Below are 18,750 nucleotides of genomic sequence, written 5' to 3'. Positions count from 1 at the left end.
CTCACTTTAAAATCATATTGGGAGGGTGGCGCAAGCAAAAGCTGCGACATTTTGTCAAAATTGATCGCCTTAGCAGGAGTCCAGATGACCAAGCCCGACCGTTTCGCCCCTTTCGAGGACAAGCTCGACCAGGATCGCGCGCTGCATCTGCTGCGTGAAGCGACCGCAGGGGCCGAGGATGGCGAGCTGTTTCTCGAGCAGCGCCGGTCCGAGGCGCTGGTCTTCGACGATGGCCGGGTGAAGACCGCCTCTTACGACGCCTCCGAAGGATTCGGCCTGCGCGCGGTGAAGGGCGATGTCGCGGGCTATGCCCATTCGACCGAGATTTCTGAGGCCGCGCTGAAGCGGGCGACCGAGACCGCGCGCCTCGCCGTGGGCGATGGCGGCGGCACGATGGCGCCCCCGCCCAAGGGCACGAACCTACATCTTTATAGTGACACCGATCCTGTCTCGGACACGCCCTTCGCCGCGAAGATCGACATCCTGCGCGAGATCGACGCGTTTGCCCGCGACCTCGACCCGCGCGTGGTGCAGGTCTCGGCCTCGATGGCCGCCAGCCTGCAGGAAGTGTTCATCCTGCGCCCCGAGGGCGGGCTGGTCTCGGATATCCGCCCGATGGCACGGATCAACATCTCGGTCATCGTGGAAGAGAACGGACGCCGCGAATCCGGCGGACATGGCGGCGGCGGGCGGTTCGGCCTGTCGGGCCTGATCGAGCCCGCGCATTGGCAGCCGGTCGCGCGCGAGGCGCTGCGCATCGCGCTGGTGAACCTGCGCGCCGAGCCCGCGCCTGCGGGCGTGATGGATGTGGTGCTTGGGCCGGGCTGGCCGGGCGTACTGCTGCACGAAGCGGTGGGCCATGGTCTGGAAGGCGACTTCAACCGCAAGAAATCTTCGGCCTTCGCCGGGTTGATGGGCCAGCAGGTGGCGGCGAAAGGCGTGACCGTGCTCGATGACGGCACGATCCCCGACCGGCGCGGTTCGATCACGATCGACGACGAGGGCACCCCCTCGGGCAAGAACGTGCTGATCGAGGATGGCGTGCTGGTGGGCTACATGCAGGACCGCCAGAACGCCCGCCTGATGGGCGTGGAGGCCACCGGCAACGGGCGGCGCGAGAGTTTTGCCCATGCCCCGATGCCGCGGATGACCAACACCTACATGCTGGGTGGCGATGCCGATCCGGGCGAAATTCTCGCCGATCTGAAGGACGGAATCTATGCGGTCGGCTTCGGCGGCGGTCAGGTCGACATCACCAATGGCAAGTTCGTCTTCAACTGCACCGAAGCTTACCGTGTGAAGAACGGTGTCGTCGGCGCACCGGTGCGCGGGGCGACCCTGATCGGCGACGGGCCGACCGCGATGCAACATATCCGCGCCATCGGCAACGACCTCGCGCTCGATCCCGGCATCGGCAATTGCGGCAAGGCGGGCCAATGGGTGCCGGTGGGCGTCGGCCAGCCGACCCTGATGATCGGCGGCCTGACCGTGGGCGGCTCTGCTGCGTAGACGATTCGCCGACGGGCGTGGGGGAGATGATCCGGAAGGTCCTCCCCCGTGGCCCCAAGCCGCAAATCGATAGCGCCCAAAATCTGCAACCAAAACGTGAAAAATTTATCCCAAACCCGTCGCGATACGGGGTTTGGTAACGAGTTATTAAGAATAACGCGGCAGAAAGGGTGAGCGATTGAGGCGGAGGGTCGGATGGAAACAGATTTGTTTTCTTACCCCACCCCTTCACCCCACCCACCACGGAAGAAGATGAACTGCCGGTTCTTCGCCTCATTCGTTCCCGACGTGTCGGACCCACAACCTTCCACAGATTGATCGGTGAACATGGCTCAGCGGCGGCAGCGCTCGCGGCCCTGCCTGAAGTCGCCCGCGCGGCGGGCGTCGCCGATTACATCCCCTGCCCCGAGAAACAGGCCCGCGCCGAGATCAAGGCGGGCAAGGCGGCCGGCGCGCGGCTGTTGATCCATGGCGGGCCGGGCTATCCCGCCGCCCTTGCGGAGATTGACGACGCGCCGCCCGTGCTCTGGGCGCTTGGCCAGCTGGAACTGCTCACCCGCCCGATGATCGCACTGGTCGGCGCGCGCAATGCCTCTTCGCTGGGGCTGCGCATGGCGAAGCGGTTGAGCGAAGGTCTGGGCGCGGCGGGCATCTGCGTGGTCTCCGGGCTGGCGCGCGGGATCGACGCCGCCGCCCATGAGGCCGCCCTGCCTACGGGCACGATCGCGGTGCAGGCGGGCGGCATCGATGTGATCTATCCGCAGGAGAATACGGCGCTTGCCCGGCAAATGGCCGAGACCGGACTGCGGCTGACCGAAGCCCCGCCCGGCACCCAGCCGCAGGCGCGCCACTTCCCCGCGCGCAACCGGATCATCTCGGGGCTCAGCGCGGGCGTCGTCGTGGTCGAGGCGGCGCTGAAATCGGGCAGCCTGATCACCGCACGCGACGCCCTCGATCAGGGGCGCGAGGTCATGGCCGTGCCGGGCCATCCGATGGACGGGCGCGCGGGCGGCTGCAATGCGCTGATCCGCGACGGAGCGACCTTGGTGCGCGGGTCCGAGGATGTGCTGGCGGCGCTGAACGCCCGCGCGGCGCCACCCGACCCGCACCCTGCACCAAACCCTCCGCCAACGCGCCGCGCCGTGAAAAGCGGCGATCTCGGCGCGAAGATCCTCGAACGTCTCGGCCCCTCCCCCACCGCCGAGGATCAGGTGATCCGCGATCTCGACGTGCCCGCGGCGGCCTTCTCGCAGGCCCTCACTGCGCTCGAAATCGAAGGCCGGATAGAGCGGCATCGCGGCGGCCTGATCAGCCGTCCGCTCTAAGGGGGAAGGGATTACCTCAGGGTCAGGATGCATTGACAATTCGCCCCAAACGCCCACATGTTCCGCGCCCAGACCCTTTTTGCACTGAATAGTGAGGACCTTATGGCTGTTGTTGTCGTCGAATCCCCTGCCAAGGCCAAGACGATCAACAAGTATCTAGGGTCTGACTACACCGTGCTCGCCTCTTTCGGTCACGTCCGCGACCTGCCTCCGAAGGATGGCTCGGTCGATCCCGAGCACGATTTCGATATGAAATGGGAAGTCGCGAGCGACTCGAAAAAGCACATCAAGGCGATCACCGACGCGCTGAAAGATGACGACACGCTGATCCTCGCAACTGACCCCGATCGCGAAGGCGAAGCGATCTCGTGGCACCTGCAGGAAGCGCTGGAGAAGAAGCTCAAGGGCAAGAATGTCTCCCGCGTCACCTTCAACGCGATCACCAAGACCGCGATCCTCGAGGCGATGAAGCATCCGCGCGATGTCGATGCCCCGCTGGTCGAGGCCTATCTGGCCCGCCGTGCGCTCGACTACCTCGTGGGCTTCAACCTCTCGCCGGTCCTGTGGCGCAAACTGCCCGGCGCGAAATCCGCGGGCCGTGTGCAGTCCGTCTGCCTGCGTCTCATCGTCGAGCGCGAGATGGAGATCGAAGCCTTCAAGCCGCGCGAATACTGGACGGTGAAGGTGATCCTGACGACGCCGCGCGGTCAGGAATACGAAGCGCGCCTGTCGGTTCTGGGCGGCAAGAAGCTCGAGAAATACGACCTCGAGAACGAGACCGCGGCCGAGATGGCAGTGCAGGCGATCACGTCGCGCGATCTCAGCGTGACCTCGGTCGAGGCGAAACCCGCCAACCGCAACCCCTACCCGCCCTTCATGACCTCGACGCTCCAGCAGGAAGCCAGCCGCAAGTTCGGCTTCGGCGCGCGGGCGACGATGTCGGCGGCGCAGCGTCTCTATGAAGCCGGTCACATCACCTATATGCGGACCGACGGCATCGACATGGCCCCCGAGGCCGTGATGCAGGCGCGCGATGCGATCAAGGACAAGTTCGGCGACAGCTACGTTCCGAAGTCCCCGCGCATGTACAAGAACAAGGCGAAGAACGCGCAGGAAGCGCACGAATGTATCCGCCCGACGGATATGTCGAAATCGCCCGACAAGCTGAAGCTCTCCGACGATCAGTGGAAACTGTATGATCTGATCTGGAAGCGCACGATCGCGTCGCAGATGGAGGCCGCGCGGTTCGAGCGCACGACCGTTCTCGTCGGCTCTGGCGATGAGCAGGTCGAGCTGCGCGCGACCGGCTCCGTCGTCGTGTTCGACGGCTTCCTGAAAGTCTACGATCAGGGCCGCGACGACGACGAGGGCGAGGACAGCAACCGCCTGCCGCAGATCCACGAGGGCGAAGAGGCCAAGAAGGGCGACATCACGCCCGAGCAGCACTTCACCCAACCGCCGCCGCGCTACACCGAGGCGACGCTGGTCAAACGGATGGAAGAGCTCGGCATCGGGCGCCCCTCCACCTATGCCTCTATCGTCACGACGATTCAGGACCGCGGCTATGTGCGCAAGGACAAGAACCGCCTTATGCCCGAGGATACCGGGCGGCTGGTGACGGCCTTCCTGTCGAATTACTTCAAGCGCTACGTCGAATACGATTTCACCGCCGATCTGGAAGACCAGCTCGACGATATCTCGGCCGGCGATCGCGACTATAAGGAAGTGCTCAAGCGGTTCTGGCGCGATTTCTCGGCGGCTCTGGAAGAGACGTCGGAGCTGCGCATCTCGGAAGTGCTCGACAAGATCGACGAAGTGCTCAGCCCCCATCTCTATCCGCCGCGCCCCGACGGGTCCGACCCGCGCATCTGCCCGCTTTGCGGCAGTGGGAAGCTGCATCTGAAGACCGCGCGCTCCGGCGGGGCCTTTATCGGCTGCGGCAACTACCCCGAATGCCGCTTCACCCGGCCCCTCTCCGCGCCCGATGGCGATGACGAGGTGCAGGCGCTTGACGGCAAGGTGCTGGGCTATGACGAGGATCAGGCGATCACGCTGCGCGTAGGTCGTTTCGGTCCTTACGTCCAGAAGGGCGAGCCGACCGAGGATGTGCCCAAACCGCCGCGTGCGTCGCTGCCCAAGGGCTGGAAACCCGAGGAAATCGACCTCGAGAAGGCGCTGCTGCTCTTGAGCCTGCCGCGCGAGATCGGCCCGCACCCGGAAGATGGCGAGCTGGTCGAAGCCGGGATCGGGCGCTACGGGCCCTACGTCAAGAAGGGCCGGATCTACGCGAACCTGCCCGAGGTCGACGAGGTCTTCACCATCGGTATGAACCGGGCCGTGGAAGTGATCGCCCAGAAGGCTGCCAAAGGCGGGCGTGGCGCTGCCGCGAAGCCGCTCAAGGAGCTGGGCGAACACCCCGAGGGCGGCCCGATCGCGGTCATGCCGGGGCGCTACGGGCCCTACGTGAAATGGGGCAAGATCAACGCGACCCTGCCGAAAGAGCTGGAACCGGAATCCGTCACGCTCGAAGACGCGCTTCCGCTGATCGAAGCCAAGGCGGCGAAGAAGGGCGGCACGAAGAAGAAAGCCGCGCCGAAGAAAACGGCCGCGAAAAAGCCTGCGGCCAAGAAAGCGCCCGCCAAAAAAACTGCGGCGAAGAAGACGGCAGCAAAGAAAACCGACGAGGAGTGAGGCGCCCGCGCCCCTTCCCCTTGGTGAAAATATTCCGGGGGAGCTCGCATCGCGAGCGGGGGCGGAGCCCCCTCTCTCTTAAGCCTTGTCGCCCTACGGCGACGGGGGCAGCGCCCCCTCTCCCGGTCTATTTACGCGTGAAGTTGACCCCAACGCCTCGCTTCGCCGCATCGCAGCAATTGACTCCCTCCGCCCCTCGCGCCATCCTCGCGCGCATATGAGCGGAGGACTTCTATGAGCAAGATTTACGGTTCCGCGGAAGAGGCCCTGGACGGGCTTCTTTTCGACGGAATGCTGATCGCGGCAGGCGGCTTCGGCCTTTGCGGCATCCCCGAAATGCTGATCGACGCGCTGGTCGAGAGCAAGGTCAAGGACATCACGGTCGCGTCGAACAACTGCGGCGTGGACGGGTTTGGCCTCGGCAAGCTGCTCGACACCAAGCAGATCAAGAAGATGATGTCGTCTTACGTGGGCGAGAATGCCGAGTTCATGCGCCAGTATCTGAGCGGCGAGCTCGAGCTGGAATTCAACCCGCAAGGCACGCTGGCAGAGCGCATGCGCGCCGCCGGCCACGGCATCCCCGGCTTCTACACCAAGACCGGCTACGGCACCCAGATCGCCGAAGGAAAAGAGGTCAAGGTGTTCAACGGCGAGCACTACATCCTCGAAGAGGGCATCTTCGCCGACGTCTCCATCGTGAAGGCGTGGAAAGCGGACGAGACCGGCAATGCGATCTTCCGCAAGACGGCGCGCAACTTCAATCCGCCGGCGGCGATGTGCGGCAAGGTCTGCGTGATGGAAGTCGAAGAGATCGTGCCCGTGGGCTCGCTCGACCCCGACTGCATCCACCTGCCGGGCATCTACGTGCACCGCCTGATCCAGGGCGAGCACGAGAAGCGCATCGAGAAAGTCACCACCCGCGAAAAGAAGGAGGCCTGACCCATGGCATGGGATAGAAATCAGATGGCCGCCCGCGCGGCGCAGGAGCTCGAAGACGGCACCTATGTGAACCTCGGCATCGGCATCCCCACGCTGGTCCCGAACTTCATCCCCGAGGGCGTGCACGTCACGCTGCAATCGGAGAACGGTATGCTCGGCATGGGCCCCTTCCCCTATGAGGGCGAAGAGGATCCCGACCTTATCAACGCCGGCAAGCAGACGATCACCGAACTGCCCAACACGGTCTATTTCGACAGCTCGATGAGCTTCGGCATGATCCGCGGCGGCAAGATCGCGATGGCGATCCTCGGCGCCATGGAAGTGGCCGAGAACGGCGATCTGGCGAACTGGATGATCCCCGGCAAGCTGGTGAAAGGCATGGGCGGCGCGATGGACCTCGTGGCGGGCGTGAAGCGCGTCATCGTCGTGATGGACCACACCAACAAGCATGGCGACAGCAAGCTGCTGAAGGAATGCACCCTGCCGCTGACCGGCACCGGCGTCGTCAACCGCATCATCACCAATCTCGGTGTGCTCGATGTGGTCGAGGGCGGGCTGAAGATCGTCGAATGCGCCGAGGGCGTCACCGAAGACGAGATCCGCGAAGCGACCGAGGCGACGATCGTCAACTGATCGCCTCTCGATAGGCTAGAGACGAAGAGAGCGGCCCTCAGGGGCCGCTCTTTGCCATTTGGGTGACCTGGAAGACGCAGCCGTCGCTCACCAGCTGCGGACGCGTCGCACAAAGCCCCCGCGCCACGTTCCACGCCGCCAGCACCTTCGGCACGTAGTCACGCGTCTCCGCATAGGGCGGCACACCGTCATTCTTCTTCACCGCGTTCTCGCCCGCGTTATAGGCGGCGATGACCATCAGCGGATCGCGGTCGAATTCCTTCATCAGCCAGTCGAGATAGCTCACCCCGCCCGCGATGTTCTGCGCGGGGTCCTTGCTGTCTGCGACGTCGAACCGCTCGGCCGTGGCCGGTATCAGCTGCATCAGCCCCACGGCGCCTGCATGGCTTTGCACATCATGGCGCCCGCCCGATTCCACCGCGATCATCGCCAGCACCAGCGCGGGCGAAACTTCGGTTCCGATGGTGGAGCGCAGAATATCGGTGCCATGGGCGCGCGCGATCTTCGCGAGATCGTTGAGCCGCGGCTCGCGCACCCGTGTGCCCTTCGGCCCTTGCGACAGCGCTGAGATCGCCTGATCGAACCGACCCGCCCGCTCTCCAAGGCGCGGCGAGACCTTGTTCCAATACCACGCGTAATGCGCAGGCGCGCGCGGCGTGGGCGTAGAGGCGGGTGCATCGCCCGTCGCGCCGTCCTCTTTGGCAGGGGCTGTTTCCGGCTCCCAAGGCTGCTTGGCCATCGCGGCAAGCTGGCGCTTCTGCTCCTCGGGGTCGATCTGGATCGTAATGAAGCGTTTGGTGCCGGGCGCAGGCGGCTTGACCGTCTTGGGCTTCACGCTCTTGAAGATGGGGGCTGCAGGCTCGGCCCCCACGGGCGCGACCACGGCCACCATCGCACTGCAGAGAATCCCTGCGAAAACCTTGCGCATCTGCGCCACCTGCTCACTGCCTCGCGCGGCTCTCGAGGGCCGCTTTGGCCCGACTATCCCCGAAAACCCGAAAAAATTCCAGAAAATCCGCCGTTTTCAGGCCGACGAATCGTGGTTTGGCGGCCGAAACTCGGACGTAAAATGCATATCTCACAAAAAGTCAGATTTTTGTTTCTTTAATTAACAATGACTTAGCTCCTTCGTCAGGCAGGATTTTCATTTTCGCGAAATCGCCTGCGATGCGCCCAAATCGCGCCACGTTCCGGGGGCCATATATCCCCATACCGCGAGACGGAAAACGGCAAGGACGCCAGCCGGGACCGCGGGGCAGAGACAAACCTTAGGAGAGACACCATGATGAAGTTTTTCAAAATCAAGAAGTTCCACGACGAAGAAGACGGCGCTGTGACCGTTGACTGGGTTGTGCTGACCGCTGCTGTCGTCGGCCTCGGCGCTGCTGCGATGGCGCTGATCCGCACCCAGACTGCTGGCCTGTCGGGCAAGATCGCTGCTTATCTCGATAAGGCGCCCGTAACCGAATCCTTTACTGGCGAAGAAATCACTGCTGGTGAAGCTGCAGGCTACAAGCCGCAGTAATTTCAGCTTCCGCCGGAAGTTAGAGAGACCGCCCTCTTTGGGCGGTCTCATAGTTTCAAACCGCGGCCTCAAGCCCTCTTCGCTGAAGCTTTTCGCCCGCGACAGGCCAGCTCGGTTGCAAGAAATACCCCGCGAGCGCCCGGATTCCGCCACGCCTTCCCGCCAAGTTTCCGTCGAAGGTTCCGAAAAGAAAGCCGAGACACCGAGATGAAAAAAGTGATTTTCAAATTAAGAAAAGTACTTCGCGCGGAGGACGGCGCTGTGACGATAGACTGGGTCGTTCTCACGGCATCTCTGGTCGCTTTTGGTTTCATGGCGACGGCCATGATCTGGACACAGACCGCGGGCACCTCGGGAAAAATCGCCAAATATATCGACAAGCAGGAAGTCAGCCCCGATTTCACGACCGAGGAACTCGCGGACGACGATGGCTGATACTCACCAGTGCTGCGGATGCGCCAAGTTTTCGCCACTTTGATCTGTAATAAGCGGCTCTGTTCACAGGATTGTCGCCGATCAGAAAACAGAAGGATGAAACGATGCGACTGATTTTTGTTCTTTTTCTCGTGGCCGGTGTCGGCCTCGCCGGCGTCGCCGTAATGATGGCACAAGGTCAAATTTCTCAGTTTCAAGCCGAACGCGACCAGCTCGCAGAGATGCAGAAAAACGCGCCGAAACTCGGCGAAGTGGTCATCGCGCGTCACTCAATGAAATACGGCGAGCACTTCAATGCTGAGGATTTAGCTGTCATCAAGATGCAGGCCAACGCAATCCCGCCGACGGCCTTTCGAACGGTCACTGCGAAAGCCGGAACGCCGGAGGCGGAACATGCCGTGTTCCTCGAGGGCGAAACCAAAAGCCGCGCCTCCATGCGGACGGTGACGGGGCGAGAAGTCATCCTGTCGGATCGCGTGACCAAGCCCGGCGAAAACGCGGGCATCATGGCAAGCCTGCCCGACAACCGCCGTGCCTTTACGATCCAGGTCTCATCGACCTCAGCAGTCTCGGGCTTCCTGCGTCCGAACGATCTCGTCGACGTCTACTGGTCCGGCACGATTAACGGCGAGCCGGTGACCAAGCTCATCGACACCAACCTCAAACTGATCGCGATCGATCAAAGCACCGATCCGGACCGCAGCAACGCCACGCAGATCGCGCGCTCGGTCACCGCTGAAGTCAGCCCCGAGCAGGTCGCGGCTCTGACGCTCGCGCAGAACACCGGGAACATCACGCTGTCGCTCGTTGGGCTTTCGAACACTGAGCAGGTGAGCCAGATCGAAATCAACCGTGACGAGCTGCTTGGCATTCAGAAGCAAGAGGCCAAACAGGTCGAAAAAGCACAGGTCTGCACGATCAAGACGCGCAAGGGCACGGACGTCGTCGAGACTCCGATCCCCTGCACCAACTAAATAAATGACAAATATCAGTCATTTGCGCGGGGTCCTACGGGGCCCCGCTTTCACATGTGACCGTTTATCCACATCAAGAACGGCGCTCAATCCATTGATTCTTGCAAAAAAACAGGTCTTGGCGCATTCTCCTTTGCAATAATGGACCAAAACAGTCCCTAAGCAGACAAAAGATTTGCGAGTGGCGTGATCGGAGAGGCAGGGTCACAGATGAAATTGAAAACCTTAATGCAGGCCTGCCTATGCGGCATGGCGCTGAGCGTCGCGGTAATGAGCCCGGCGCAAGCAGACACGTTGCGGATTCTGTCCGGAGCAACTCAAGCTCCGCTGACGGTTCCGTTGAACCGCGCGGTGGTCGTGGAAAGCGACACGCCGTTTTCGGAACTCTCGATCGCCAATCCCGGCATCGCGGACATCCAGACCCTTTCGGATCGCTCGATCTACGTGCTGGGCAAGGTGCCGGGCCGGACGACGCTGACGATCCTTGGTGCCGATGGCAAGCTGGTTTCGAATGTTGACGTTCAGGTGACCCCGGACCTCGCGGAGTTCAAGGAACGCCTCAAACAGATCCTGCCCGGCGAGAACATTCAGGTGCGCACTGCGAATGACGGGATCGTCCTATCGGGCACGGTCTCCTCGGCGCAGAAGCTCAGCCGCGCGCTGGAACTCGCCAATCGTTACGCGCCCGACCGGGTGTCGAACCTGATGATGGTCGGCGGTACGCAGCAGGTCATGCTGAAAGTGCGCTTCGCCGAGATGCAGCGCTCGGTCGCGAAAAGCCTTAGCTCCTCGATCAATGCGAGCGTCGGTCCGCGTGGTGGCTTCGGGACCGGGGCTGGCTTCGGCGGCACCCAGACTACCACCCTCGGCGCGACCACTCAAAGCTACGACAACGGCATCGGCCTTGGCCTCACCCGTGGCACGTTCCAACTGGGCGTTCTCATCCAGGCGCTGGAAAACAAAGGCGTCGTACGCACCCTCGCGGAACCGAACCTGACCGCACTTTCGGGCCAGTCGGCGGATTTCCTCGCCGGTGGCGAATATCCGATCCCGGTGCTCAACAACGGCGATGTCTCGATCCAGTACAAACCTTTCGGCGTCGAGATGTCCTTCACGCCGCGTGTGGTGGACGGTGACGTGATCAACCTAGAAATCGCCGCCTCGGTCTCCTCGATCGACACGGCGAACGGCTACACGAGCGGCACGTTCAACGTCAGCGCCTTCAAGAAACGCTCGACCTCGACCACGGTCGAGATGCGCGACGGCGAAAGCTTCGCGATCGCGGGCCTCCTTCAGGACGACTTCAACGATTCCGTGGGCCAGATTCCGTGGCTCGGCGATGTTCCGGTGCTCGGCGCGCTGTTCCGCTCGACCGAATTCGAACGCAAGCAATCCGAACTGGTGATCATCGTCACGCCGCATCTTGTCTCGCCCGTCAAGGGCGACACGCTGGCGCTGCCGACGGATCGCCTGAAGCCGCCAACCGAGTCCGAGCTGTTCCTCAACGGCAGAACCTCGGGCGGCAAAGCGCCGCAGAAAGGCCCTGCCGCAGAAGTCGCCAAGCAGGACTTCTCCGGCTCCTATGGCTATGTGATGGAGTGAGCGAGATGGCTGGAAACATGAAACTGCGCACTCTCGCGATCACCATCGGCACCGTCGCGGTACTGGCTGGCTGCACCGAAGGCACCCAGACCTTCAATTCCGAGGTCGGCTCGACGACGGAAGGATCGCTGGGCTTCGGCTCCGCCATCGCCCAGAACCAGGCAATGATGAGCGGCGACAAAAGCTACGTCATCAATATGACGCGCAAGTTCGCCGCCGACGTGCCGAACACGGTGCATTTCGCCTTCAACTCTTCGGTGCTCGATGCGCAGGCGCGCAATGCACTGTCGCAGCAGGCGAACTGGATCCGGCAGAACCCGGAAGTGCGCTTCCGCGTCTACGGACATACCGACCTTGTCGGTTCCAACGCTTACAACAAGGCTCTGGGGCTGCGCCGCGCGCGGGCCGTGGTGAATTTCCTCGTCTCGCAGGGCATCTCGCGGTCTCGGCTCGAGGCGCTCGTGTCCTACGGCGAAACGCATCCGCTGGTCTACACGCAGGCCCCGAACGAACAGAATCGCCGCACCGTCACCGAGGTCTCGGGTTTCGTGACCAAGGGCAAACCGATGCTGCTCGACGGCAAGTACGCGGCGGTGATCTATCGCGACTACATCGCCTCGGCGAGCGCCGGGGGCGAAGGCAACTAAGGCTCTGGATTCACCTATTTGTCTCGCTGCGGCGAGACGACACAGTACCGAACGGCGGGCGCTTTCAACAAAGCCCGCCGTTTTTCTTTATCGTCTCTCTTTATCCCACAATTGAAACAGTCTGGCCCCAATGTCGCCCAGATTGGAAACGAGATTGATCCTCGACGGAATAGGCGCGTCCAGCGAGTCGCGTCCGGTCTGCGGCGTAGCAACAGAGTTAACCGAACCCCGCCGCGGGTCACGAAAAAGAGGACAGAGGCAATGACTGCAGCAGCTATCATGACTTCGGAGCCGGCCCCGATTCAGGCGTGCACCGTGTCACGCGATGTGTCGAATTTCGACCTGTTGATCGAGGATATGGAGACCGAGCTTGGTGAAAGCTGGGGCGACCTTACCTTTGACGAAGCGGCAATCTTCCTGAGCCAACCCGATGCGGAACAGCTCGAGTTCATCGCGATCGCCGTGGATGGCGAAGACGAGGATGAGCTGACCAAGATCTCCGGCATCATCACCGAGGCCAAGGACCGTAATATTCGCGTCATCCTGATCGCCGACGAGGTCAGCCCGATCGCGCTGCATCAGCTGCTGCGCCTCGGGGCCGATGATTTCGTCCCCTACCCGCTTCCCGAAGGTGCGCTCCATGACGCGATCGAGCGTCTGGGCCAAGCCGCGCCCCCGCCCGAGATGTCGACCCCCATGCACGCCCCGACCTTTGCGGCGACCGGCAACCATGATGGTGTCGTTCTTCCGGTCCACGGCCTGTCCGGCGGTGTCGGCGCGAGCACCTTCGCGATGAACCTCGCCTGGGAAATGGCGACGATCCACGACGGCAAAAAGAAGAAGAAAGCGCCGTCGACCTCGCCGAAGGTCTGCCTGCTCGATCTCGACCTGCAATTCGGCGCTGCGGCGACCTATCTCGACCTGCCGCGTCGCGAGGTGATCTACGAGATGCTCGCCGATACCGAGCATATGGATAAGGAAACCTTCCGGCAGGCGATGCTCAGCTTCAACGACAAGCTCGATGTGCTGACCGCGCCGACCGACATGCTGCCGCTCGATCTGCTGAGCGGCGAGGATCTGGAGCGCCTGATCGACATGGCGCGCGCGCATTACGATTTCGTCGTGATCGACATGCCCTCGACCGTGGTCAGCTGGACCGAGACGGTGCTGAACAAGGCGCATCTCTACTTCGCGCTGATCGAGCTGGACATGCGCTCGGCCCAGAACGTGCTGCGGATGCTGCGCGCACTGAAATCCGAAGGGCTGCCGACCGAGAAGCTGCGCTACGTGCTCAACCGCGCGCCGAAATTCACCGATCTGAACGGCAAGGCCCGCGTGAAGCGACTGGCCGAGAGCCTCGATATCTCGCTCGAACTGCTGATGAGCGATGGCGGCAAGCAGATCACGCAAGCCAACGATCACGGGCTCCCGCTGGCGCTCTCGGCGCCGAAAGTGCCGCTGCGCAAGGAATTCCAGAAGCTTGCCGGCTCGCTGGTTGAGCTGAACGAAGCCGTCGAAGCGGCCGCCTGACCCGAAAGGACACGTCCAGATGTTTTCGCGCTACAAGAAAGACGGGGCAAAGCCCACCAACGGCAAGGCCGCCCCCGCCGCCCGCGCCCGGTGCCGCCAAGCCGCCGCCGATCGACGCTGCGCCGAAGACGCAGGTGCATCGCAAGATGGCGCCTCAGAAGGTCGCAGCCGACCCGGTGGCCGTCGACAAGGAAAAGAAGCGCAAGCAGCGCCTTCAGGAACTCAAGGTGGAGCTGCACAAGCGCCTGCTGGAGAACCTGAACCTCGCCGCGCTCGAGCACGCCTCGGAACGCGAGCTGCGCGCCGAGATCGCCGATATCACCGCCGAGGCGATGACCGAGCTTTCGGTCGCGCTGAACGCGCAGGACCGTCAGGCCCTACAGCAGGAGCTTTACGACGAGGTCATGGGTCTCGGCCCGCTCGAACCGCTGCTCAAGGACGAGACCGTCAACGATATTCTGGTCAACGGCCCGCAGCAGATCTTCATTGAACGCGATGGCAAACTCGAACTGAGCGACATCACCTTCAAGGATGAACGCCACCTGCTGCGGATCATCGACAAAATCGTGTCGGCCGTGGGTCGTCGCGTTGATGAATCCAACCCTTACGTCGACGCCCGTCTCGCCGACGGCTCGCGTTTCAACGCGATGGTGCCGCCGATCGCGGTGGACGGCTCGCTCGTCTCCATTCGTAAGTTCAAGAAGGACAAGCTCGGGATCGACGATCTCGTCAATTACGGCGCCTTCACCGAGGAAATGGCAGCCTATCTGCAGGCCGCCGTCGCGACGCGTCTCAACGTGATCGTCTCGGGCGGGACGGGCTCGGGTAAGACGACGACGCTCAATGCGCTGTCGTCCTTCATCGACAACGCCGAGCGCATTCTGACGATCGAGGACACGGCCGAACTTCAGCTGCAACAAACCCATGTGGGCCGGATGGAAAGCCGTCCGCCGAACGTCGAAGGCAAGGGCGCGGTCACGCAGCGCGACTGTCTCAGGAACGCGCTGCGGATGCGTCCCGACCGTATCATCGTTGGCGAAACGCGCGGCGAGGAAGTCATCGACATGTTGCAGGCCATGAACACCGGCCACGACGGGTCGATGACCACGATCCACGCGAACTCCGCCCGTGACGGCGTGGCGCGTCTGGAAAACATGATCTCGATGTCGGGCATCGAGATGCCGATGAAGGCGATGCGTAGCCAGATCGCGTCGGCTGTGAACCTGATCGTGCAGGCCTCGCGTCTGCAGGACGGCTCGCGCCGCATGGTCTCGGTGACGGAGGTCACCGGCATGGAAGGCGACGTGATCTCGATGCAGGAAGTCTTCCGCTACGAGCGTCTCGGCCTCGCCCCCGACGGCAAGATCATTGGTCGCTTCACCGCGACCGGCGTTCGCTCGCATTATTCCGATCGGTTCCGGCAATGGGGCTACGACCTGCCGGCTTCGATCTACGAACCCGTGCAGGACTAAGGACACCCCGCCATGGCGACCCCCATTATCTACCTGCTGATCTTCGTCGCAGTGCTTCTGCTCGTCGAAGGCGTCTATCTGCTGTTCTTCGGCAAGTCGATCTCGCTCAACAAGCGGGTCAACCGCCGCCTCGAGATGCTCAACAAGGGTGAGCGGCGCGAAGAGGTGCTGGAACGTCTGCGCAAGGAAGCGACGCAGCATAACGATGCGCGCTCGATCCCACTCTATTCGCTGCTGGCCGACAAGGCGCAGAAGGGCAATATCGCCTTCTCGCCGATGGCCCTGATCGGCATCATGGCCTTCGCCTGTTTCGCCGCCTTCATCGCGCTCACGGTGGCCTCGCAGGCGGGACTCTTCATCCGTATCTTCCTCGCGCTCTTCATGGGTGTGGGCGGCGTGTTTTTCTGGGTCAGCTCGAAGGCCAAGAAGCGTATGGCGCTGATGGAGGAGCAACTTCCCGATGCGGTGGAGCTGATGGTGCGCAGCTTGCGCGTCGGCCATCCGCTGGCCTCCGCGATCCAGGCGGTTGCACGCGAAATCCCCGATCCGATGGGCACCGAGTTCGGCATCATCGCCGATGAGGCCGCCTATGGGCGCAACGTGGCCGAGGCAATCTCGGAAATGGCCGAACGTCTGGATATGCAGGATCTGCGCTTCCTCGCGGTCGCCGTGTCGATCCAGCAGACCTCGGGCGGCAACCTCGCCGAAGTTCTCGAAGGTCTGTCGAAGGTCATCCGCTCGCGCTTCCGGCTGTTCCGCCGCGTGAAGGCGATCACCGCAGAGCCGCGCTGGTCGGGCATCTTTCTGTCGGCCTTCCCCGTCGTGGTGATGGTGATCATTCAGGTCGTCTCGCCTGATTATTACGACGAGGTGAAAACGACCGCCGCCTTCATCCCGGCCGCCATCGTGGTGTTCCTGCTGCTCGGCGCCAACGTGATCTTCATGAAGGTCATGACAACCATCAAGGTCTGAGGAGAGCCCAATGGATTTCGCTGCCATCAACCAGATGCTGACCGATGCGCTCGGGCCGATGGGGCCGATGATCGCACTGGCGGCGCTCGGCGGGCTTCTGGTGCTCGCCGCGATCCCTGCGCTCCTGAAGAAGCGCGAGGATCCGTTCGACAAGATCCGTGGGAAAGCCCCGCGCCAGCCGCGCCAGAATACCGGCGGCAACGCGGATAAAACCAACCCGAAGCTGCGCGACACCCAGAGCGACAAGCTGCAGAAATACTCGGCCTTCCTCGAGCCGCAAAACGCCGAGGAACTGTCGGAGTCGCGCAAATGGCTGCAATCGGCCGGCTATCGCGGCCCGAATGCCGTGCGCACCTTCCACGCGGTCCAGTTCGCGGCGGGTATCGGCCTGCTCGCGCTCGGCTCGCTCTATGTCGTGCTCTACAACTCCGGCGCGCCCGAGGGGCAAAGCATGGGGATGCTGGGCACGGTGCTCTGGGTGCTCGGCCCCGGCGGCGTCGGATATTACGGCCCGAAATACTGGGTGAACAAACGCGTAAAAGCGCGCACCGACGAGATGCAGAACGGTTTCCCGGACTCGCTCGACATGCTGCTCGTCTGCGTCGAGGCGGGCCAGTCGCTCGATCAGGGGATCATCCGCGTCTCGAAAGAGCTGAACAAATCCTACCCGGCCCTGTCCGAGGAATTCGCGATGGTCGCCCACGAGATCAAGGCCGGTCTCGACAAGTCGACCGTGCTACGCAATTTCGGCGAACGTTCTGGCGTGCCGGATATTGCAAGCTTCGTGACCGTGATGATCCAGTCGCAGCAATTCGGCACCTCGATCGCCGAAGCCCTGCGCCTCTATGCCGCCGACATGCGCGACAAGCGGATCATGCGCGCCGAGGAAGCCGCCAACAAGATCCCCACCAAGATGACGCTGGGCACGATGATGTTCACCGTGCCGCCGCTTCTGATCATTCTTGTTGGCCCGTCGATCCATGATATGCTTGAGAACTTCAAGAATATGGGCATTTGACGGCATGATCCCAGAGCGCCGCGGCCTGATACTGGCCGCGCTGACAGTAACCACACTGGCCGCCTGCAACCCGGGCGGCCTTTCGGCTGAGAAACGGGGCGCTTTCGCCCCCGGCACCAAACCCGGTGCGCAGGCAGTCGACGGGCTTCTCGTCGGTCACCGGCTGATGGAAGCGGGCGAATACGAGCTTGCTCTGAAAGCCTATTACCGCGCGGCGGGCCAGCATGGCGCGACGGCGGAAATCCTCTCGGGCATCGGTTCCGCCGACCTGAAGCTCGGGCGTCTCAACCAAGCCGAACAGATGCTGCGCCGTGCGACCGAGGCCGATCAGACCTTCGTGCCGGCGTGGAACAACCTTGGCGTCGTTCTGATGGAGCGCGGCAAATACGCCGAAGCCGCGCGCGTCTTCAAACTCGCCTTCGCGCTGGACAGTGGCCAATCGGACGCGATCAAGCAAAACCTCAAGCGGGCGCTCGCAAAAATAGAAGAGCCGGGTTACGCTGCGCCACAGGACAAGCAGTTCACGCTCGTCAGGAAAGGGGTCGGTGACTACCTGCTGCTGACGAAGCACTGAGGCTCGAGCAAAAAGGACGCAGGTAACATGCGCCACCCGATCTTTCTGGCAGCCTTGGCTGGCTGCGCGATGACTCTCTCCGGCTGTATGGGCAATAACAGCGACGCCGAAGTCGCCCGCGCGATGAAAAGCGTGAATGCCGTCGATGAGACCAACCTTACCGACATCATGCTGACGGTCGCCGATCCGAACGAGGCCGTGACCTATTTCACGCGGCTGTCCAACGACCACCCCGATCGGATCGACGCCAAGCGCGGCCTCGCGAAATCGCTGGTGCGCGCGCAAAAGCCCGTGCAGGCCGTGAAGGTCTGGCAAGAAGTCCTCACGATGCCGGGCGCGACCAATGACGACCGCGTGTCGATGGCCGAGGCGCAGATCCGCTCCAACGACTGGTCCGGGGCGAAGGCCACGCTGAACACCGTGCCGCCGACCCATGAGACCTATGACCGCTACCGTCTCGAAGCGATGGTGGCCGATAGTGACAAACAGTGGAAGAAGGCCGACAGCTTCTACGAGACCGCGGCGGGCCTGACCACGAAGCCCGCGGGCATCTACAACAACTGGGGCTTCTCCAAGCTCAGCCGCGGCGATGCCGCAGGCGCCGAGAAGCTGTTCAAGGAAGCGCTCACCTACGACCCGACCCGCTTCACCACGAAGAACAACCTCGTTCTCGCGCGGGCCAGCCAGGGCAAATACGACCTGCCCGTGATCGACATGACCCAGACGGAACGCGCGCAGCTTCTGTATACGGCAGGTCTGGCGGCAGTGAAGCGCGGCGACGTCAATATCGGCAAGACGCTGTTGCAAGACGCGATCGACACCAATCCGCAGTATTTCGCGGAGGCCGACCGGGCGCTTAAGGCGCTCGATCAGGGATCGTCGAGCGCACTGAAAGGCTAAGAGG

The 18,750-nt window shown here is 62.7% G+C and carries 17 protein-coding genes; 16 read left to right on the top strand and 1 reads right to left on the bottom strand.

Annotated elements, in window-relative coordinates:
* Positions 1 to 84 precede the first annotated feature (84 nt).
* The 5 genes from tldD (at position 85) to AKL02_RS02530 (ending at position 7,097) form a co-directional block, all read left to right on the top strand.
* Entirely contained in the window at positions 85 to 1,509 is a 1,425-nt protein-coding gene (gene tldD / locus AKL02_RS02550) for a metalloprotease TldD (RefSeq protein WP_078540231.1), read from the top strand.
* 257 nt (positions 1,510 to 1,766) lie between these two features.
* Positions 1,767 to 2,834 (top strand): DNA-processing protein DprA, encoded by a 1,068-nt coding sequence (dprA, locus tag AKL02_RS02545; RefSeq protein ID WP_456300827.1) that lies wholly within the window; start codon positions 1,767 to 1,769, stop codon positions 2,832 to 2,834.
* Positions 2,835 to 2,936: 102 nt separating this feature from the next.
* Positions 2,937 to 5,525, top strand: coding sequence for a type I DNA topoisomerase (gene topA, locus AKL02_RS02540; protein ID WP_083077724.1), 2,589 nt, complete (start codon positions 2,937 to 2,939; stop codon positions 5,523 to 5,525).
* A 234-nt stretch (positions 5,526 to 5,759) separates the two neighbouring features.
* Positions 5,760 to 6,464, top strand: coding sequence for a CoA transferase subunit A (locus tag AKL02_RS02535; RefSeq protein WP_083077725.1), 705 nt, complete (start codon positions 5,760 to 5,762; stop codon positions 6,462 to 6,464).
* Between the two features lie 3 nt (positions 6,465 to 6,467).
* Entirely contained in the window at positions 6,468 to 7,097 is a 630-nt protein-coding gene (locus AKL02_RS02530) for a CoA transferase subunit B (protein WP_078521878.1), read from the top strand.
* 37 nt (positions 7,098 to 7,134) lie between these two features.
* On the opposite strand, the gene AKL02_RS02525 is transcribed toward AKL02_RS02530, so the two are convergent.
* Positions 7,135 to 8,025: a lytic transglycosylase domain-containing protein gene (locus tag AKL02_RS02525; protein WP_083077785.1), complete on the bottom strand. Its 891-nt coding sequence runs from the start codon at positions 8,023 to 8,025 to the stop codon at positions 7,135 to 7,137.
* A 354-nt stretch (positions 8,026 to 8,379) separates the two neighbouring features.
* Between AKL02_RS02525 and AKL02_RS02520 the strand changes: the two genes are divergently transcribed.
* The 11 genes from AKL02_RS02520 (at position 8,380) to AKL02_RS02470 (ending at position 18,746) form a co-directional block, all read left to right on the top strand.
* Positions 8,380 to 8,622 carry a hypothetical protein gene (locus AKL02_RS02520; RefSeq protein WP_108722366.1) on the top strand — a complete coding sequence of 81 codons (243 nt, stop codon included), beginning with the start codon at positions 8,380 to 8,382 and terminating at the stop codon, positions 8,620 to 8,622.
* A gap of 207 nt (positions 8,623 to 8,829) precedes the next feature.
* Positions 8,830 to 9,057: a hypothetical protein gene (locus AKL02_RS02515; protein WP_083077726.1), complete on the top strand. Its 228-nt coding sequence runs from the start codon at positions 8,830 to 8,832 to the stop codon at positions 9,055 to 9,057.
* Positions 9,058 to 9,161: 104 nt separating this feature from the next.
* Entirely contained in the window at positions 9,162 to 10,031 is an 870-nt protein-coding gene (gene cpaB / locus AKL02_RS02510; protein ID WP_083077727.1) for a Flp pilus assembly protein CpaB, read from the top strand.
* A 210-nt stretch (positions 10,032 to 10,241) separates the two neighbouring features.
* Positions 10,242 to 11,633 carry a type II and III secretion system protein family protein gene (locus AKL02_RS02505; protein WP_083077728.1) on the top strand — a complete coding sequence of 464 codons (1,392 nt, stop codon included), beginning with the start codon at positions 10,242 to 10,244 and terminating at the stop codon, positions 11,631 to 11,633.
* A gap of 17 nt (positions 11,634 to 11,650) precedes the next feature.
* Positions 11,651 to 12,280 carry an OmpA family protein gene (locus AKL02_RS02500; RefSeq protein ID WP_232621700.1) on the top strand — a complete coding sequence of 210 codons (630 nt, stop codon included), beginning with the start codon at positions 11,651 to 11,653 and terminating at the stop codon, positions 12,278 to 12,280.
* A gap of 261 nt (positions 12,281 to 12,541) precedes the next feature.
* The gene (locus AKL02_RS02495) at positions 12,542 to 13,810 is read left to right on the top strand and encodes a CpaE/TadZ family protein (protein WP_083077730.1); all 1,269 of its coding nucleotides are present in this window, start codon (positions 12,542 to 12,544) and stop codon (positions 13,808 to 13,810) included.
* A gap of 146 nt (positions 13,811 to 13,956) precedes the next feature.
* Positions 13,957 to 15,282, top strand: coding sequence for a TadA family conjugal transfer-associated ATPase (locus tag AKL02_RS02490; RefSeq protein ID WP_198453239.1), 1,326 nt, complete (start codon positions 13,957 to 13,959; stop codon positions 15,280 to 15,282).
* A 12-nt stretch (positions 15,283 to 15,294) separates the two neighbouring features.
* Positions 15,295 to 16,254 (top strand): type II secretion system F family protein, encoded by a 960-nt coding sequence (locus tag AKL02_RS02485; RefSeq protein WP_078521894.1) that lies wholly within the window; start codon positions 15,295 to 15,297, stop codon positions 16,252 to 16,254.
* Positions 16,255 to 16,264: 10 nt separating this feature from the next.
* A complete protein-coding gene (locus AKL02_RS02480; protein ID WP_078602079.1) occupies positions 16,265 to 17,272 on the top strand; it encodes a type II secretion system F family protein in 1,008 nt (335 codons plus the stop codon).
* A 4-nt stretch (positions 17,273 to 17,276) separates the two neighbouring features.
* Positions 17,277 to 17,846 (top strand): tetratricopeptide repeat protein, encoded by a 570-nt coding sequence (locus AKL02_RS02475; protein WP_083077731.1) that lies wholly within the window; start codon positions 17,277 to 17,279, stop codon positions 17,844 to 17,846.
* Between the two features lie 27 nt (positions 17,847 to 17,873).
* Entirely contained in the window at positions 17,874 to 18,746 is an 873-nt protein-coding gene (locus tag AKL02_RS02470; protein WP_083077732.1) for a tetratricopeptide repeat protein, read from the top strand.
* Positions 18,747 to 18,750: the final 4 nt, after the last annotated feature.

It is taken from the genome of Thioclava electrotropha (assembly GCF_002085925.2).
Lineage (GTDB): Bacteria > Pseudomonadota > Alphaproteobacteria > Rhodobacterales > Rhodobacteraceae > Thioclava > Thioclava electrotropha.
This window is presented reverse-complemented; position numbering and strand designations above follow the sequence as displayed.

Coding starts and splice junctions, on each gene's coding strand:
- tldD (WP_078540231.1), top strand. CDS start 85: ATGACCAAGCCCGACCGTTTCGCCCCTTTCGAGGACAAGCTCGACCAG.
- topA (WP_083077724.1), top strand. CDS start 2,937: ATGGCTGTTGTTGTCGTCGAATCCCCTGCCAAGGCCAAGACGATCAAC.
- AKL02_RS02535 (WP_083077725.1), top strand. CDS start 5,760: ATGAGCAAGATTTACGGTTCCGCGGAAGAGGCCCTGGACGGGCTTCTT.
- AKL02_RS02530 (WP_078521878.1), top strand. CDS start 6,468: ATGGCATGGGATAGAAATCAGATGGCCGCCCGCGCGGCGCAGGAGCTC.
- AKL02_RS02525 (WP_083077785.1), bottom strand. CDS start 8,025: ATGCGCAAGGTTTTCGCAGGGATTCTCTGCAGTGCGATGGTGGCCGTG.
- AKL02_RS02520 (WP_108722366.1), top strand. CDS start 8,380: ATGATGAAGTTTTTCAAAATCAAGAAGTTCCACGACGAAGAAGACGGC.
- AKL02_RS02515 (WP_083077726.1), top strand. CDS start 8,830: ATGAAAAAAGTGATTTTCAAATTAAGAAAAGTACTTCGCGCGGAGGAC.
- cpaB (WP_083077727.1), top strand. CDS start 9,162: ATGCGACTGATTTTTGTTCTTTTTCTCGTGGCCGGTGTCGGCCTCGCC.
- AKL02_RS02505 (WP_083077728.1), top strand. CDS start 10,242: ATGAAATTGAAAACCTTAATGCAGGCCTGCCTATGCGGCATGGCGCTG.
- AKL02_RS02500 (WP_232621700.1), top strand. CDS start 11,651: ATGAAACTGCGCACTCTCGCGATCACCATCGGCACCGTCGCGGTACTG.
- AKL02_RS02495 (WP_083077730.1), top strand. CDS start 12,542: ATGACTGCAGCAGCTATCATGACTTCGGAGCCGGCCCCGATTCAGGCG.
- AKL02_RS02490 (WP_198453239.1), top strand. CDS start 13,957: ATGGCGCCTCAGAAGGTCGCAGCCGACCCGGTGGCCGTCGACAAGGAA.
- AKL02_RS02485 (WP_078521894.1), top strand. CDS start 15,295: ATGGCGACCCCCATTATCTACCTGCTGATCTTCGTCGCAGTGCTTCTG.
- AKL02_RS02480 (WP_078602079.1), top strand. CDS start 16,265: ATGGATTTCGCTGCCATCAACCAGATGCTGACCGATGCGCTCGGGCCG.
- AKL02_RS02475 (WP_083077731.1), top strand. CDS start 17,277: ATGATCCCAGAGCGCCGCGGCCTGATACTGGCCGCGCTGACAGTAACC.
- AKL02_RS02470 (WP_083077732.1), top strand. CDS start 17,874: ATGCGCCACCCGATCTTTCTGGCAGCCTTGGCTGGCTGCGCGATGACT.